Origin of the sequence: Nocardioides sp. zg-1308, assembly GCF_013155375.1 — a bacterium.
Taxonomy (GTDB): Bacteria; Actinomycetota; Actinomycetes; order Propionibacteriales; family Nocardioidaceae; genus Nocardioides; species Nocardioides renjunii.
On record NZ_JABJQY010000002.1, the window covers coordinates 2,447,516 to 2,463,571 of the forward strand.

Genomic DNA, 16,056 nt, shown 5'->3' on the forward strand with positions numbered 1-16,056 from the left:
CGCCAGCCGACGAGCCTGCCGCCGCAGATCGGGTCAGGCGCCCTCGAAGCCGTTGAGCAGCAGCCAGAACACGACCACTCCGACGAGCGCCGCCAGCAGGCCCAACCAGGCGCCGGTCATCGCCCGTCGCCCGGTGGAGGCGCCCTCTCTGGCGAGGCCGGGCAGGGCCACGGTCACGGCGGCGCCGAGCAGCGCCATGGCGAGGAGCTGCACCGGGACGATCCAGTTCTCGGTGCCCTGGTCGTCGAGCAGGGACGCCGACACCGGCAGGCTCAGCATGCCGAGGACGAGCAGGACGACGATGCCGACGATGCGCTGCACGGGTCTGGTCATGGCGGCACGCTAGTGGGTCAGGCCTCCTTGGCGACCAGGGTCAGCACGTCGTACGTCGCGACCGGCTCGCCGTCCTGGTTGGTCACCAGTGCGTCCCAGCGGACCTCGCCGTAGTCGGCCGACGAGCGGGGGGTGACCTGCTTGACCGTCAGCGTCACCGCGATGGCGTCGCCCGCCTTGACAGGGGTGAGGAAGCGCAGGTGGTCGACGCCGAAGTTGGCGAGCACGGGGCCCGGGGCGGGGTCGACGAACAGGCCGGCCGCCATGGAGACGATGAGGTAGCCGTGCGCCACGATCCCGCCGAAGAGGGGGTTCTGCGCGGCCGCCTCGGGGTCGGTGTGGGCGTAGAACGTGTCACCGGTGAAGTCGGAGAAGTGGTCGATGTCCTCGCGCGAGATGACCCGCGGCTCCGACGCGATGGTGTCGCCCACCCGCAGGGTCGCGAGCGAGTGGCGGAACGGGTGCTCGGGGGTGATCGTGCGCTCGGAGCCGCGCGTCCACCGGCCGGTGATGGCGGTGAGCATGTCGGGGGAGGCCTGGATGGCGGAGCGCTGCATGTGGTGCAGCACCCCGCGCACGCCGCCGAGCTCCTCGCCGCCGCCGGCGCGACCCGGGCCGCCGTGCACGAGCATCGGCAGCGGGGAGCCGTGGCCGGTCGACTCCGGGGCGTCGTCCCGGTCGAGGACCAGGATGCGCCCGTGCCAGGGCGCGAGGCCGAGCACGAGCGTGCGCGCGACCTCGGGGTCGTGGGTGACGACCGAGCCGACCAGCGAGCCCTTGCCGCGGGCGGCCAGCCGGACGGCCTCGTCGAGCGAGTCGTAGGACATCACGGTCGACACCGGGCCGAACGGCTCGACGTCGTGCGGCTCGACGGCGCCCGCGCGTGCCCGCAGCAGCACCGGCTCCATGAAGGCGCCGCGCTCGCCGTCACCCGCGAAGCCGGTGGTCGAGGTCGGGTCGCCGTGGACGACGTCGGCGGAGGAGCGCAGTGCCTCGACGGCCTTGCGGACCTCCTCGCGCTGGCCGAGCGAGGCGAGCGGTCCCATCCGGACGGACTCGTCGCCGGGGTCGCCGACGGTGATGGTCGAGAGGCGGGCGGTGATCGCCTCGGTCATCTCCTCCGCGGCCGCGGCCGGCACGATCACGCGGCGGATGGCCGTGCACTTCTGCCCGGCCTTGGCGGTCATCTCGGTGACGACGCCCTTGACGAACAGGTCCCACTCGGGGTCGCCCGAGGTGACGTCCGGTCCGAGCACCGAGCAGTTGAGCGAGTCGGCCTCGACCTGGAGGCTCACGCCCCCGTGCAGCACCGAGGGGTGCTGGCGCAGGATGCCGGCGGTGTGAGCGGACCCGGTGAACGCCACGGAGTCCTGCACGCCGAGGTGGTCGAGCAGGTCGCCGGCCGATCCGGCGAGCAGCTGGAGCGAGCCCTCGGGGAGGATCCCCGACTCGACGATGCGGCGGACCACGAGCTCGGTGAGGTAGGCCGTCTGGCTGGCGGGCTTCACGATCGAGGGCAGGCCGGCGATGAAGGCCGGCGCGAGCTTCTCGAGCATCCCCCACACGGGGAAGTTGAAGGCGTTGATCTGCACCGCGACGCCCGGGCGCGAGGTGTAGACGTGCTGGCCGAGGAAGACGCCGGTGCGGCCGAGCTGCTCGAGGTCGCCGTCGCACACCACGTGGGAGTTGGGCAGCTCGCGGCGCCCCTTGGAGGAGTAGCTGAACATCGTGCCGAAGCCGCCGTCGATGTCGATCATCGAGTCGCGCCGGGTCGCGCCGGTGGCCAGCGACAGCTCGTAGAGCTCGTCCTTGAGGCCGGTGAGGTGCGTGGCCAGCTCCTTGAGCAGCAGCGCGCGCTCGTGGAACGTCATCTCCCGGATCGCCGGACCGCCGACGCGGCGCGCGTGCTCGGTCATCGCGGCGATGTCGAGACCGGCGCTGGAGATGCGCGCGACCTCCTCGCCCGTGGCGGCGTCGAGGAGCGGGTCGCCCTCGGCGGAGGCGGCGTACCAGCGGCCGGCGGCGTAGCTCTCGAGCAGACGGGTCACGGTGTCCCCTTCGGGTGGCGGGCGGGCGCACACCGGTGTTTGCGTGCCGGAGTGACTGGTGACACACTAATACCAGACCGATCGGTCAGTAAATGTGGTCCGGACGCCCGGCCCGGACCGAGCCCAGGAGGCCGGATGACCCTCACCGACACCTCGCGCGACGCCGCCACGCCCGACGAGCTCGAGCGCCACTTCGAGGCGACCATCGCGCGCAACGACCGGATCGAGCCACGCGACTGGATGCCGGAGGGCTATCGCAGGACGCTCGTGCGGCAGATCGCCCAGCACGCCCACAGCGAGATCATCGGCATGCAGCCGGAGGGCAACTGGATCAGCCGCGCACCGAGCCTGCGCCGCAAGGCGATCCTGCTGGCCAAGGTGCAGGACGAGGCGGGCCACGGGCTCTACCTCTACTCCGCGGCCGAGACGCTGGGTGTCTCCCGCCTCGAGCTGACCGAGCTGCTCATCGCCGGCAAGCAGAAGTACTCCTCGATCTTCAACTACCCGACGCTGTCCTACGCCGACGTCGGCACCATCGGCTGGCTGGTCGACGGCGCCGCGATCTGCAACCAGGTGCCGTTGTGCCGCACCTCCTACGGCCCCTACGGCCGGGCGATGATCCGCGTGTGCAAGGAGGAGTCCTTCCACCAGCGCCAGGGCTACGAGCTGCTGGCCACGATGATGCGCGGCACCGACGAGCAGCGGGCGATGGTGCAGGAGTCGGTCGACCGCTTCTGGTGGCCGGCGCTGATGATGTTCGGCCCGCCCGACGCCGACTCGCCCAACACCGCCCAGTCGATGGCGTGGGGCATCAAGCGCAACACCAACGACGAGCTGCGCCAGAAGTTCGTGGACATGTCCGTGCCCCAGGCAGAGGCGCTCGGCGTGACGCTGCCCGACCCCGATCTCGTCTGGAACGAGGAGCGCGGTCACCACGACTTCGGCCAGCCCGACTGGCACGAGTTCATGGAGGGCGTGAAGGGCAACGGTCCCTGCAACGCGCAGCGGATGGCCCACCGCCGCCGCGCCCACGAGGACGGCGCGTGGGTGCGCGAGGCCGCGACGGCGTACGCCGCGTCGCAGGCGGGGGGCGCCCGATGAGCGACCAGCCGACCGGACGCGACCTCAGCGCCGAGGGCGGGCACGGTGCGGTGCCGCTGCAGGGCGTGCCGACCGGGCAGGGCGTCACGCCGCCCGAGCCGGAGTGGCCGCTCTACGAGGTCTTCGTGCGCGGCAAGCGCGGCCTCAACCACGTGCACGTCGGGTCGCTGCACGCCGCCGACGACCGGATGGCGTTGCTGCACGCGCGCGACGTCTACACCCGGCGCAACGAGGGCGTCAGCATCTGGGTCGTCCGCGCCGACGCGATCACGGCGTCGAGCCCGGACGAGAAGGACCCGATGTTCGCGCCCAGCGGCGACAAGGTCTACCGCCACCCGACGTTCTACGACATCCCCGACAACGTCCCACACATGTGAACCACCCCACGACGTTCTTCTTCCCCCGCTGCGCTCCTCCAGAACAACGCCGCGGGGACCCCGGTCCCTCCAGCAGTCGGACGAGAGAACCTGATGCCTGACATCCACATGACTTCAGAAGACGAGCACGACAGCGCCTACTCCGGGCTGCTCGTCAACGACGCGCACTGGGCCTTCGGCACCGACTTCGAGGACCCGCTCGCCGGCGTCGACACGACGATCCCCGACGGCGTGGACGCCCCGACCCTGGCGGCGTACGCCCTGATGCTCGGCGACGACGCCCTGGTCATGTCGCACCGGGTCGCGGAGTGGACCAGCAACGCGCCGGACCTCGAGGACGACATCGCGCTGTCCAACATCGCGCTGGACCTGCTCGGCCAGGCGCGGCTCCTGCTCGCGCGCGCCGCGAAGGCCGACGAGTCGGTCGTGCCGGCGCTGCCCGAGGGCTCGCCCGCACCGCCCGAGGACGCGCTCGCGTTCTTCCGCGAGGCCCACGAGCTGCGAAACGTCCGCCTCGCCGAGCTCGTCAACGGCGACTTCGCCGAGGCGACCGTGCGGGTGCTGCTGTTCTCCACGTGGCGCCTGGCCGTGTGGGAGGAGCTGCGCACCAGCCGCGACGACGTCCTCGCCGCCGTCGCGACGAAGGGCGTCAAGGAGCTGGCCTACCACCGCGACTACTCCGCCCGCTGGTTCGTCACCCTCGCCCGGGGGACCGACGAGTCGCGCCGCCGGCTGCTGGCCGCGCTCGCCGCACTGTGGCCGCTGTGGCCCGAGCTGTTCGACACCCACCCCGTCGAGGCGGCCGCAGCCGCGTCGGGCGTCGGGGTCGACCCGGCCACGGTCCGTGACGCCGCCGAGGCGGTCCTCGACCAGGTGCTGGCCGCCGCCGACGTGCCGCGCCCCGAGGCGGCGCGTCGTGCCGGCGTGCTCGGTCGCACCGGCCGCGACGGCATGCACGGCGAGGCGCTGAGCCGGATGCTCGCCGAGATGCAGTCGGTGGCCCGGGCCCACCCGAGGGGGCTGTGGTGAGTCTCCTGAGCCGTACGACGCTCGACCGCGCCCGTCGCGTGGCGGCCACGGTCACCGACCCCGAGCTGCCGATGCTCACCCTCGTCGACCTCGGCGTGCTGCGCGACGTCGACGTCGTGGGGGAGGGCCACGTCGTCGTCGACATCACCCCGACCTACTCCGGCTGCCCCGCGATGGCCGCGATGCGCGACGACCTGGTCCGCGAGCTCACCGGCGCCGGCTTCCGCCGAGTGGACGTCCGGGTCAGCCTCGACCCGGCCTGGACGACCGACTGGATCACCCCGGAGGGCCGTACGGCGCTCGCGGCGGCCGGCATCTCGCCGCCCGGTCCTGCGCCGTCGACCGACGGGCCGATCCCGCTCACGTTGCTGCCCACGGCCCGTCAGGTCCGCTGCCCGCAGTGCGACTCACCGGCCACCGACCTCGTCTCGGAGTTCGGGTCGACGGCGTGCAAGGCGCAGTACCGCTGCACCTCCTGCCTCGAGCCCTTCGACCACCTCAAGGAGATCTGATGGCCGGCCCGGTCTTCCACGAGCTGACCGTGCGCGACGTCGAGCCGCTCACCGACGACGCGGCCGCGGTCACCTTCGACGTCCCTGACGACCTGCGCGAGCTGTTCGACTTCGAGCCGGGGGAGTCGCTCACGCTGCGCCGCGTGGTCGACGGCGTCGAGCACCGCCGGACCTACTCCATCTGCGCCCCCGCCGGCGCCCCGCCCCGCATCGGCGTGCGCGAGATCCCCGGCGGCATCTTCTCCTCGTGGCTGATCCACCAGGTGCGGCCCGGCGAGCGGGTCGAGGTCGCCGCCCCGTCGGGCAGCTTCCGAGCCGACCCCGCCCTCGCCGGCCGGCACCTGTGCATCGCCGCCGGCTCCGGCATCACGCCGATGCTCTCCATCGCGGCGTCGGTCCTCGACAACCCCGCCAGCTCGGTGACGATGCTCTACGGCAACCGCGAGACGACGTCCGTGATGTTCGCCGAGGAGCTCAGCGACCTCAAGAACCTCCACGGCCCCCGCTTCGACCTGGTGCACGTGCTCTCCCGCGAGCCGCGCGACGTCGAGCTCTTCTCCGGCCGCCTCGACGCCGACCGGCTCCGCCGGCTGCTGCCCCTCAAGGTGCCGGTCGCCGCGCTCGACCACGTGTGGATCTGCGGGCCGCTCGGTCTCGTCGAGGACGCCCGGGCGGTCCTGGCGGAGCTCGGGGTGCCCCCGGAGAAGGTCCACTTCGAGCTGTTCTTCGTCGACGAGCCGCCACCGACGCTCCGCCACGCCGACCGGGTGGTGGAGGGCGTGACCAGCGACGTCACCGTCGTCCTCGACGGGCGTACGACGACCACGCCGGTGGCGCGCGGCACGACGATCCTCGACTCCGCCCAGGCCGTCCGCAGCGACGTGCCGTTCGCCTGCAAGGGCGGGGTGTGCGGGACGTGCCGCGCCCAGGTGGTCGACGGTGAGGTCGAGATGGTCCGCAACTACGCCCTCGAGCCGGCCGAGGTCGAGCAGCAGTTCGTGCTCACCTGCCAGACCTACCCGGTCAGCGACGCGGTGACGGTCGACTTCGATGCCTGACCCGGCGTCCGATCCCGCGTCCGACCCGGCGGTGGCCATGTGGGCCGACGACGTGGCGAGCGCGATGCTGGGCATGCGCCTGGTGGAGGTCGGTCCGGGTCGGGCGCGGGTGTCGATGCCGGTGCGCAGCGACATGGTCAACGGCCACGACCTGTGCCACGGCGGCCTCATCGCCACCCTCGCGGACTCCGCGTTCGCGCTGGCCTGCAACTCGCACCGGCCGGCGACGGTCGCCGCCGGCTTCGCGATCGACCTGCTGGCCCCCGCCCGGCTCGGGCAGACGCTCCACGCCGAGGCGCGGGTGGTGTCGCTGCGCGGGCGCTCCGGGATCTACGACGTCACGGTGCGCGCCGACGACGCCGACTCCGGCGAGGTCATCGCCGAGCTCCGCGGCCGGAGCCGGACGCTGCCCGACCCGGCAGGCGCGTCCCGTGGGTGAGCCCGTCGAAGGCCAGCGCCGCGACGGAGTCGGCCAGCGCCTCCGCGTCGACCCCGGGACGCAGCCACTCCACGAGCGAGTTCACCATGCCGAAGAGCAGCCGGCTGATCACCAGCGGCTCGACGTCCTCGCGCAGCACGCCCTCCTCGACGGCCGCCCGCACCATGTCGGCCAGCCGCTCGTCGAGCGCGCGACGCCGCGCCAGCGCGGCCTTCTCGACCGGCGTGTTGCCGTGCACCCGCAGGAGCAGCGTCACGGCGGGGAGGTGGCCCACCAGGACGACCACGCTGCTGCGCACCGCGGCGCGCAGGCGCTGCTCGGCGTCGAGGCCGTCGTCGGCCGCCACCTCGTCGAGCGCGGCGGTCAGCGCGTCGAGCGCCTCGTCGACGGCGCTCTGGAGCAGGTGCTCCTTGCTCGGCACGTGGTGGTAGATCGCGGACTTCGTGATCCCGAGCTCTCGGGCGACGTCACCGACGCTCGTGGCGTCGTACCCCTGGCGGTTGAAGAGGTCGACCGCGACGCGCAGCACCGACTGCTGGTCGTGACCCGGCCGTCCGCGTCGCGCGGCTCCCTCCACCATGGGTCACAGCCTCCCACGACCCCGCTCCCGACACGGAGGACCGCACCGTGCACGACCTGAGCCCGCGACCCGGCGACCTCGACCCGGTCGAGACCGCGCCGCTCGACGAGCTGCGCGCCCTGCAGCTCGACCGCCTGCGGTGGTCGGTGCGGCACGCCTACGACAACGTCGCGCACTACCGGCGGGCGTTCGACGAGGCCGGGGTCGGCCCCGACGACATCGCGTCGCTCGCCGACCTCGCGCGGCTGCCGTTCACGACCAAGGCGACGCTGCGCGACAACTACCCGTTCGGGATGTTCGCCGTGCCGCGGGAGGACGTCGTGCGCGTGCACGCCTCGAGCGGCACGACGGGCAAGCCGACCGTCGTGGGCTACACCCGCGACGACCTCGACATGTGGGCCGACGTCGTCGCGCGTTCGATCCGGGCGGCCGGCGGGCGCCGCGGGATGATCCTGCACAACGCCTACGGCTACGGCCTGTTCACCGGCGGGCTCGGCGCGCACGCGGGCGCCGAGCGACTCGGCTGCACCGTGGTCCCGGTCTCGGGCGGCATGACCCAGCGCCAGGCGCAGCTCATCCGCGACTTCGAGCCCGACGTCATCATGGTGACGCCGTCCTACATGCTCTCGATCATCGACGAGCTCGAGGCGCAGGGCGTCGACCCGCGCTCCACCTCGCTCAAGGTCGGCATCTTCGGCGCCGAGCCGTGGACCAACGACATGCGCCGCGAGATGGAGGAGCGCACCGACATGCACGCGGTCGACATCTACGGCCTGTCCGAGGTCATCGGGCCGGGCGTCGCCAGCGAGTGCGTCGAGACCAAGGACGGGCTGCACGTCTGGGAGGACCACTTCTACCCCGAGGTCATCGACCCGGTCACCGGTGAGGTGCTCCCCGACGGCGAGGAGGGCGAGCTCGTCCTCACCACGCTGACCAAGCAGGCGATGCCGGTCATCCGCTACCGCACGCGCGACCTCACCCGGCTGCTGCCGGGCACCGCACGCACCATGCGCCGGATGGAGAAGATCACCGGTCGCACCGACGACATGATCATCCTGCGCGGGGTGAACCTGTTCCCGACGCAGATCGAGGAGGTCGTGCTGGGCCTGCCGGCGCTGTCCCCGCACTTCCAGTGCCACCTCGACCGCGCCGACAACCTCGACAGCCTCACCGTCCTCGTCGAGCGCCGGGAGGGCACCTCGGCGCACGAGGCCGCGCTCGCACAGGACGAGCTGGTGCGGCGGATCAAGGAATCGATCGGCGTCAGTGTCGCGGTGCAGGTCGTCGACGTCGCCTCGATCGAGCGGTCGGTGGGCAAGATGCGACGGATCGTCGACCACCGTCCGACGCGCTGAGGCGTTGGTTACCGGCAAGGCACCCCCGGGGGCTACAGTGGTCCCAGCGTTCCAGACGCCGTACCGCTGTGATCACCCCAGATCCACCGGCCACCGCGCACCTGACGCCCGCTCCACACCTCCACGCCGCGCCGTGCAGGTCAGCGCCGACAGGCTCGCCTGCTCCACGACGCGTACCCCGTCCGGGAGGACACCTTGGCCCAGCGCCAGCGTTCACGCGGCAGTCGCCGCACCCCTGCGCACGCCCGCCACAAGGACAACGAGGGCATCGTCCCCGTCCTGGCCCGGGCGGTGCGCGAGCTCGAGTCCGCGGTCCAGCGCGGCCCGCTGGCGCCGGGACAACGCGTCCGGTTCCAGGTCGTGGCGCTGCTGGCGCGCGAGCACCGCACCCACGTGCGCGCCTCGACCGAGCTGAGCGACGCGCAGAAGGCCGACGAGCTCAAGCGCCTCGACGGCATCGCGACGATCCTGGCCAAGACCGCGACACGCGACCCCTCCCTGTTCGGCCTGTTGTCCGAGGACTCGGTGATCACCGACAGCGCCCGCGACCTGCGCCTGGAGATGCTGCGCAAGGCCGGCATCGAGGCCGTCGCCGAGGAGCCGAAGCCCGACGACGAGTCGGGCCCGGGCCTGTTCGAGCGCCGCGTCATCCCGCAGTCGGTCGTGCAGCACCAGCTGGCCAACCCGTTCCTCGTCCCCGACTTCGACATCGGCCGCGAGCGCCGCAGCGTCCACGGGCAGCTGGCGACGTGGGAGCTCCTCGGCCCGCTGTTCCGCTCCTTCGAGCTCGGCGGCTCGTCCTCGTGCATGGACCTTCCCGAGGCGACCTCGCTCAACGCGCCCGGCAAGCTCGAGCTCATGCCGCACCAGGCCCGGTTGATCGCCGCTGCTGCGGAGGGCCACCGCACCTTCCTGCTGGCCGACGAGCCCGGCCTCGGCAAGACCGCGCAGGCCCTGCTGGCCGCCCAGGCCGCCGACGCGTTCCCGCTCCTGGTCGTGTGCCCCAACGTCGTCAAGACCAACTGGGCCCGCGAGACCGAACGGTGGACCCCGCGCCGCCGCGCCACGGTGATCCACGGCGACGGCGACCAGGTCGACGCGTTCGCCGACGTCATCATCGTCAACTACGAGATCCTCGACCGGCACGCCGGCTGGCTCGGCAGCTTCGGCTTCCGCGGGATGGTCGTCGACGAGGCGCACTTCATCAAGAACAAGACCTCGCAGCGCTCGCGCCACGTGCTCGAGCTGTCCGAGCGGCTGCGCACCCGCACCGCCCGCCCGCTGCTGATGGCGCTGACCGGCACGCCGCTGATCAACGACATCGAGGACTTCCGCGCCATCTGGCAGTTCCTCGGCTGGATCGACGACACCAAGCCGATGGCCCGGCTGATGGAGCGGCTCGAGGAGACCGAGCTGACGCCGGCCGACGCCCCGTTCTACCCCGCGGCCCGCAAGGCCGTCATCGACATGGGCATCGTGCGGCGCCGCAAGGTCGACGTCGCCGAGGACATCCCTGCCCGCCGCATCGCCGACATCCCCGTCGAGCTCGACGACGAGGACACCCGCTCGATCCGCGCGGCGGAGGACGACCTCGCCCGGCGGCTCGTGCAGCGCTACAGGGCGGCGCTCGAGACCCGTCGTACGGGCTCCGTCGTCGACGGCATCGACCACGAGCTCGTCCGCCGCGTCGCGACGTGGGAGCGCGAGGAGATGGACCAGGGCACGGGTGGGGAGAACGTCTTCTCGATGTTCCGCCGCATCGGCCGCGCCAAGGCCGGGCTGGCCGCCGACTACGCCGCGCAGCTGGCGCGCAACGTCGGCAAGGTCGTCTTCTTCGCCCGCCACGTCGACGTCATGGACATCGCCGAGGAGACCTTCACCCGGCGCGGGCTCAAGCACGCCTCGATCCGCGGGGACCAGACCCCGAAGGCGCGCGAGCGGGCCATCGAGGCGTTCGTCAACGACCCCGACGTGCAGGTGATCGTCTGCTCGCTGGCCGCGGCCGGCGTCGGCGTCAACCTGCAGGTGGCGTCCAACGTGGTGCTGTCCGAGCTGTCGTGGACCGACGCCGAGCAGACGCAGGCGATCGACCGCGTGCACCGGATCGGGCAGAGCGACCCCGTCACCGCGTGGCGGATCATCGCCGCGCAGACCATCGACACGCGGATCGCCGAGCTGATCGACTCCAAGGCCGGCCTCGCCGCCCGGGCGCTCGACGGCTCTGACGAGGAGGTCACGTCCTCGGCCAACATCCAGACCGAGGCCCTGGTGACGCTGCTGACCGAGGCGCTGGAGCGCGAGCTCGGCTGACGGGGGCACGCGGCTTGTCCCGCGCCTTGTCCCGCGCTGGTCGGTCGGACAGGGTGGGGGCATGACTGAGGACCGCGAGACCTACGGCGACCTGTCGATCGACGACGAGGACCAGCTCCAGTCCGGGGACACCCTGGACGACACGGACGTCGACGACGTGCTCGACCGGGGCTACTCGCCCCCCGACCGCGCGCCGAAGGGCTACGACGACTACCCCACCGAGGCCGAGCGCCTCCGGGGCGAGTCGCTCGACGAGAAGCTCGCCGAGGAGGAGCCCGACATCGACCCCTACGCCGAGGACGACGCGGACGACGACCACGAGGACGAGAACGCCCTCGACGAGCAGCTCGGCCTCGACGAGGCCGACGAGCGCACGGGGCGGCTCGTCCAGCCCGACGAGGGCCTCGGCCTGGACGTCGACAACCAGGAGCGCGCCCGCGACGTCGGCATCGACGGCGCCGGTGCGTCCGCCGAGGAGGCCGCGATGCACATCACCCGCGAGCCCGAGCCGCCGGAGGGCGACGAGTACTGATCGGCGTCAGCTCGCGCGGCCGCCATCAGCCCGCCCAGTGCCGTGAGGGCCACGAACCGGGTGGAGGGGCGTCGCGATGCCGGGCGGCTGGGTGGCGAGCGAGACGTCCGGCATCCCGTCGGGCTCGGCGGCGCCGACCAGGTGCTCGACCAGCGAGCCCATGGCCCACCTGGCCGGCCCTTCGCCGGGACGTCGCACCACCACGCCCTGGCCCTCGCGCGGGGCTGGACGCCGGCGACGTACGCCGAGCGCGGCTCGCGGACCTGTGGACCCGGCTGCTGCTGGCGGACCCGCTCGGCCGGGAATGACCACTCCTAGGGTGGGAGGCACCCGACGAAAGGACACACCACCATGGCGCACGTGACGTCAGCGGACGGCACACCCATCGGCTACGACCTGCTCGGCGACGAGGGACCCGTGGTGGTCCTGGTCAGCGGCGGGCTGGACGACGGGTCCGAGAGCCGTCCCCTCGGCGAGCACCTGGCGGACGCGTTCACCGTGGTCGCCTACCGGCGGCGCGGGCGGGGCGACAGCGGGGACACCCAGCCCTACGCGGTGGAGCGTGAGGTCGAGGACCTCGCGGCTGTCATCGACGCCACCGGCGGGCGGGCGCACCTCTTCGGTGCGTCGTCGGGTGGCGCCCTCGCGCTGTCGGCTGCCGCGGCCGGGCTGCCGGTCGACCGGATCGCCGTCCACGAGGTCCCCTACCAGCTCGACGAGGAGATGCTCGGCGCCTGGCGCGCCTACCGGGCGGACCTGGCCGCTGCGCTCGGTGCCGACGAGCCCGACCAGGCGCTGCGTCTGTTCATGCGCCTGGCCGGCTCCGCCGACGCGGACATCGCCGCTGCCGAGGCCGCGCCGGTGTGGCCCGCGCTGCGCGCGCTCGCGCCGACGCTCGCCTACGACGCCGCCTGCCTCGGTGACGGAGCGCCGCCCGCCGACCTGCTCGCGGCCGTGGCACAACCCGTCCTGCTGACCACCGGCGCCACGACCGACCCCCACTCTGCCGGCCTGCCCGTCGACTACTTCGGCGCCGCCGCCGACGCCGCGGCGGCCCACCTCCGCGATGCGCGACGGACCACGCTCGAGGTGGCTGGACACGTCGCCGACCCCGCCCTCCTGGCGCCTGTCCTGACGGAGTTCTTCCACGGTTGAGGCGCAGGTGGCCTTGCGCCTGTTTTCGAACAGGTGTACGATCGTGCGTAGCACGCCGGTCCACCACGGATCCATCGTCTGAGGTGACGAGGGTCCCGGGACCGGGACAGTCACCCATAGAACCCGTCGTGGTGCTGACGGGACGCCTCTGGCTCACCCGGTGACGACCTGGCAACGGCGCCGCCAGTCATGCCTCACCGCTCCGCCCCGGACCAGGGCGGTGTCCCGTGAGCGTGCCAGGAGGTGGCCAGTGCATCCGATCATCGCGTGTGCCGCCGACCTCCGGGCCGCCCTCAAGGCGGTGGCGTCGGTCGAGCCGACGTTCATGGTGACAGCGGACAAGCAGTCCGCGCTCCTCGCGCTGACGGAGGTCCGGTCACAGCTCGACGCGGTGACGGCTCGGGTCCTCGCGGCCTCCGACGACGTGGGCGAGACCCACGGGCTGCGCGACGCCGCCGCCTGGTTGGCGGTGCAGACCCGCACGACCCGGCGAGACGCCCAGCGCGACCTCTCTCTGGGCCGGGCCCTCGAGCAGCACCCGTGCGTCTCGGACGCGCTGACCTCCGGCGGGCTGCGCTCGGAGCAGGCGCGCGTGATCGCCGAGGCGGTCGACGCCCTCCCGCCTCGGGTCGACGCCGACGTGCGCGGGCTCGCCGAGGAGACGCTCCTGCGGCTCGCGGACCGGCACGACGCCCGTGAGCTGCGGCAGATCGGCAAGCGGATCCTCGACGTCGTCGCGCCCGAGGTGGGGGAGTCCCACGAGGAGGCCGTGCTGGCGGCGGAGGAGTCCCGAGCCGCTGCGGGGGTCGAGCTCACGCTGCGCGACGACGGAGAGGGCCGCTGCCACGGCCGGTTCAGCATGCCGTCCCACGTGGGAGCCGTCCTCGAGCGCCACCTCCTGGCGCTCGCGAACCCGGCCCGGCACCTCGAGTCCGAGCTGCGCGACGAGTCCGGAGGCTTCACGCCGCTCCGTCGACGCCTGGGCGAGGCGTTCGTCGAGTACGTCGAGCGCTACCCCGTCGAGGCCACGCCACAGACGGCGGGAGTCAACGCCACCGTCGTGGTGACCATGACCCTGGAGCAGCTGATGGCGGAGCAGGCCACGGCACTGCTCGACGACGGCTCGCGGATGTCGGCCGGGCAGGCACGCCGGCTGGCGTGCGAGGCCGGGATCATCCCGGTGGTGCTCGGCACGGCGTCCCGACTGCTCGACCTCGGGCGCACGGCACGGTTGTTCACCAGGGCCCAGCGCATCGCCCTCGGCCTGCGCGACGGCGGCTGCACCGCGAGGGGCTGCGAGACCAGCGCCTCCGGGTGCCACGCCCACCACGAAGACCCGTGGTCGCGCCTGGGGCGCACCGACCTGGCCAACGGCCGGCTGCTCTGTCCGCGCCACCACCGCCTGGCCCACGACTCCCGCTACGAGAGAACCATCCATGCCGACAACACGGTCAGCTTCCACCGGCGGACGTAGAAGCCAGTGGGCGGGCTGGCTCTCGGCCTCTTCTTCGTCACCCAGAACGTGGTGACCGGTGGGGTCACCTGGGAGGACTTCCTGCCACTTGCCGCGATGGTCTTTGCCCTTGCCGTGATCGAGGAGACGAACCGGGTCGAAGAAGCGCACCGGCGCACGCGCCGCCACTCCGGTTGAGTCCTCCCCCTGTTTCTCGCGCCGCGCTGGCAGTGGTCGACGGGGTGATCAGCCGCCCGTGACGGGCTCTCCCGAGTCCCACACGTTGCCACGCCACTCGTTCCCGGCGGCCGACGTCTGGAAGGCCGTCGCCGGTCCGTAGACGCCGCACCGGCGGTTGGGACCGCGCTCGAAGACGTTGCCGATGAAGCGGATCTGCGTTGCGACCGGGTAGGGCTTGCTCGGGGAGTAGCCGCCGTACGCGCAGTAGGAGATCGACGAGTTGTTGGCCTTCAGCAGGTTGTTCTCGACGAGCACGTCCCGCACAGGCCCGAAGTCGCCGAAGAGGGAGACGTTCGCCGTGCACCCACCGTCGGTCGAGTTGAGGATCGAGTCGCAGTGCAAGGTGTTGTGCCGCAGCACCATTCCGTCACCGCCATTGGTGAGGAAGGCGTTCGAGTGGACGCTGCCGCCGGCAGGGTTGTACTGGGCGTGGAGCCACGAATCGACGATGGTGCAGTTGTCCATGCAGTGCACGGAGTGCTGACCGCCCGTCACCTCGACCCGGGTGGCGGTGATGTTGGAGCCCCACAGTGCACCGTCCGACCAGCCTCCGGCGACGACGTCGCTGTCGCGGATGTCGAGGCGCTGGTCACGCGCGGTCACCTCGACACGAGGCACGCGGCTGTTGCGGATGGTGAGCGAGAACGGGTGGTAGGCGACCAGCTCGTTGCACGTCGCGCGGACGTCCTTGCCGTCGATGACAGCGGACGAGCCGTGGGACTCACGGAAGATGCACGGCCCGGTGTACCGCTCGAGGGCGACCCCAGCGGGGACTCCCGTGCTTGCGGCGTCCGGGAAGCCCGTGGGCGTGGGCGTCGGCGTCGGCGTGGGCGTCGGGGTCGGTTCCGGGGTGGGTGTCGGTTCCGGGGTGGGTGTCGGGGTCGGGGTGGGTTCCGGGGTCGGGGTGGGTTCCGGTGTCGGAGTCGGGGTCGGCGTCGGGGTGGCAGTGGGTTCCGGTGTCGGGGTCGGGGTCGGGGTCGGGGTGGGGGTGGGTTCCGGAGTCGGGGTGGGGGTCGGCGTGGGCGCGGGAGTGCCCTCGGACGCGTCATGGTTCGCCAGGAGTGCCTCGATCCGGTCGAAGCGACAGCTGTCGTAGGCGTACAGGGCTTCCACGGTGATCGGGGGCGTTGGTTCTGCGCACGTGGGGACGGGCGCCGCATCGGGCGCTGCGGCGTACCCGACCGCGGCGAAGAGGGTGGCGATGGTGCCCAGCGCGAGGCCGGCAGGGCCGAAGCGCCTGAGTGGGGACATGGGAAGCTCCTTGCGGGGGTGGGGTCGCGCACGTCTCGACGAGTGCCGCACGGCACTCATCGAGGCAGGGGTCGTCGCCGTCGTCGCGGCGGTGCCGCAGATGGCGGTGTGGTCCACGTCGGTGCTCAGCCGGCCCCGACCCACCTCACGGCGGAGGGATCACGTGACGGTACCCCGCAGCCGGGCCGCTCTTGCACCCCTCAGCGGCAGCGAGCATCGATCTACCCACAATGTGCTCTCGAGCGGTGTCCCCGTGGACACCGCACCGTGCGCACCCGCCGAT

Annotated in this window: 16 protein-coding genes; 12 read left to right on the forward strand and 4 right to left on the reverse strand. The window is 72.5% G+C overall.

Going from position 1 to position 16,056, the window contains the following annotated elements; all coding sequences use genetic code 11:
• Positions 1-33: 33 nt before the first annotated feature.
• Positions 34-333 (reverse strand): hypothetical protein, encoded by a 300-nt coding sequence (locus HN031_RS13555; RefSeq protein ID WP_172270662.1) that lies wholly within the window; start codon positions 331-333, stop codon positions 34-36.
• Positions 334-350: 17 nt separating this feature from the next.
• Positions 351-2,381, reverse strand: a complete 2,031-nt coding sequence (paaZ, locus tag HN031_RS13560) for a phenylacetic acid degradation bifunctional protein PaaZ (protein ID WP_172270664.1) — start codon at positions 2,379-2,381, stop codon at positions 351-353.
• A gap of 135 nt (positions 2,382-2,516) precedes the next feature.
• Between paaZ and paaA the strand changes: the two genes are divergently transcribed.
• The 6 genes from paaA to paaI all read left to right on the forward strand — a co-directional run bounded on the left by paaA (position 2,517) and on the right by paaI (position 6,897).
• A complete protein-coding gene (gene paaA / locus HN031_RS13565) occupies positions 2,517-3,482 on the forward strand; it encodes a 1,2-phenylacetyl-CoA epoxidase subunit PaaA (protein WP_172270666.1) in 966 nt (321 codons plus the stop codon).
• Positions 3,483-3,547: 65 nt separating this feature from the next.
• Positions 3,548-3,859: a 1,2-phenylacetyl-CoA epoxidase subunit PaaB gene (gene paaB, locus HN031_RS13570; RefSeq protein ID WP_204811601.1), complete on the forward strand. Its 312-nt coding sequence runs from the start codon at positions 3,548-3,550 to the stop codon at positions 3,857-3,859.
• 93 nt (positions 3,860-3,952) lie between these two features.
• Complete coding sequence (paaC, locus tag HN031_RS13575; protein WP_172270670.1) at positions 3,953-4,888, forward strand: 1,2-phenylacetyl-CoA epoxidase subunit PaaC; 936 nt, start codon at positions 3,953-3,955, stop codon at positions 4,886-4,888.
• Positions 4,885-5,400: a 1,2-phenylacetyl-CoA epoxidase subunit PaaD gene (gene paaD / locus HN031_RS13580; protein WP_367650762.1), complete on the forward strand. Its 516-nt coding sequence runs from the start codon at positions 4,885-4,887 to the stop codon at positions 5,398-5,400. Before paaC ends, paaD begins: the two co-directional genes overlap by 4 nt.
• Positions 5,400-6,458 (forward strand): 1,2-phenylacetyl-CoA epoxidase subunit PaaE, encoded by a 1,059-nt coding sequence (gene paaE / locus HN031_RS13585; protein WP_172270672.1) that lies wholly within the window; start codon positions 5,400-5,402, stop codon positions 6,456-6,458. Before paaD ends, paaE begins: the two co-directional genes overlap by 1 nt.
• Entirely contained in the window at positions 6,451-6,897 is a 447-nt protein-coding gene (paaI, locus tag HN031_RS13590) for a hydroxyphenylacetyl-CoA thioesterase PaaI (protein WP_172270674.1), read from the forward strand. The genes paaE and paaI overlap by 8 nt, the downstream gene beginning before the upstream one ends.
• Here paaI and HN031_RS13595 read toward each other — a convergent pair.
• Complete coding sequence (locus HN031_RS13595) at positions 6,833-7,477, reverse strand: TetR/AcrR family transcriptional regulator (protein WP_172270676.1); 645 nt, start codon at positions 7,475-7,477, stop codon at positions 6,833-6,835. The genes paaI and HN031_RS13595 overlap by 65 nt on opposite strands.
• Before the next feature lie 47 nt (positions 7,478-7,524).
• Between HN031_RS13595 and paaK the strand changes: the two genes are divergently transcribed.
• The 6 genes from paaK to HN031_RS13625 all read left to right on the forward strand — a co-directional run bounded on the left by paaK (position 7,525) and on the right by HN031_RS13625 (position 14,480).
• Positions 7,525-8,832 carry a phenylacetate--CoA ligase PaaK gene (paaK, locus tag HN031_RS13600; protein WP_172270678.1) on the forward strand — a complete coding sequence of 436 codons (1,308 nt, stop codon included), beginning with the start codon at positions 7,525-7,527 and terminating at the stop codon, positions 8,830-8,832.
• A gap of 195 nt (positions 8,833-9,027) precedes the next feature.
• The gene (locus HN031_RS13605; protein WP_172270680.1) at positions 9,028-11,142 is read left to right on the forward strand and encodes a DEAD/DEAH box helicase; all 2,115 of its coding nucleotides are present in this window, start codon (positions 9,028-9,030) and stop codon (positions 11,140-11,142) included.
• A gap of 61 nt (positions 11,143-11,203) precedes the next feature.
• Entirely contained in the window at positions 11,204-11,674 is a 471-nt protein-coding gene (locus HN031_RS13610) for a DUF5709 domain-containing protein (protein WP_172270682.1), read from the forward strand.
• Between the two features lie 351 nt (positions 11,675-12,025).
• Positions 12,026-12,829 (forward strand): alpha/beta fold hydrolase, encoded by an 804-nt coding sequence (locus HN031_RS13615; protein WP_172270684.1) that lies wholly within the window; start codon positions 12,026-12,028, stop codon positions 12,827-12,829.
• A gap of 250 nt (positions 12,830-13,079) precedes the next feature.
• The gene (locus HN031_RS13620; RefSeq protein WP_172270686.1) at positions 13,080-14,303 is read left to right on the forward strand and encodes an HNH endonuclease signature motif containing protein; all 1,224 of its coding nucleotides are present in this window, start codon (positions 13,080-13,082) and stop codon (positions 14,301-14,303) included.
• Between the two features lie 6 nt (positions 14,304-14,309).
• Positions 14,310-14,480, forward strand: coding sequence for a hypothetical protein (locus tag HN031_RS13625; RefSeq protein WP_172270688.1), 171 nt, complete (start codon positions 14,310-14,312; stop codon positions 14,478-14,480).
• Positions 14,481-14,528: 48 nt separating this feature from the next.
• On the opposite strand, the gene HN031_RS21085 is transcribed toward HN031_RS13625, so the two are convergent.
• The gene (locus HN031_RS21085; RefSeq protein WP_216652134.1) at positions 14,529-15,773 is read right to left on the reverse strand and encodes a hypothetical protein; all 1,245 of its coding nucleotides are present in this window, start codon (positions 15,771-15,773) and stop codon (positions 14,529-14,531) included.
• Positions 15,774-16,056 lie beyond the last annotated feature (283 nt).

Bases quoted from the DNA above. Each gene is read 5' to 3' on its own strand.
- paaE (WP_172270672.1), top strand. From the start codon at position 5,400: ATGGCCGGCCCGGTCTTCCACGAGCTGACCGTGCGCGACGTCGAGCCG.
- HN031_RS21085 (WP_216652134.1), bottom strand. From the start codon at position 15,773: ATGTCCCCACTCAGGCGCTTCGGCCCTGCCGGCCTCGCGCTGGGCACC.
- paaC (WP_172270670.1), top strand. From the start codon at position 3,953: ATGCCTGACATCCACATGACTTCAGAAGACGAGCACGACAGCGCCTAC.
- paaI (WP_172270674.1), top strand. From the start codon at position 6,451: ATGCCTGACCCGGCGTCCGATCCCGCGTCCGACCCGGCGGTGGCCATG.
- HN031_RS13615 (WP_172270684.1), top strand. From the start codon at position 12,026: ATGGCGCACGTGACGTCAGCGGACGGCACACCCATCGGCTACGACCTG.
- paaA (WP_172270666.1), top strand. From the start codon at position 2,517: ATGACCCTCACCGACACCTCGCGCGACGCCGCCACGCCCGACGAGCTC.
- HN031_RS13555 (WP_172270662.1), bottom strand. From the start codon at position 333: ATGACCAGACCCGTGCAGCGCATCGTCGGCATCGTCGTCCTGCTCGTC.
- HN031_RS13595 (WP_172270676.1), bottom strand. From the start codon at position 7,477: ATGGTGGAGGGAGCCGCGCGACGCGGACGGCCGGGTCACGACCAGCAG.
- HN031_RS13610 (WP_172270682.1), top strand. From the start codon at position 11,204: ATGACTGAGGACCGCGAGACCTACGGCGACCTGTCGATCGACGACGAG.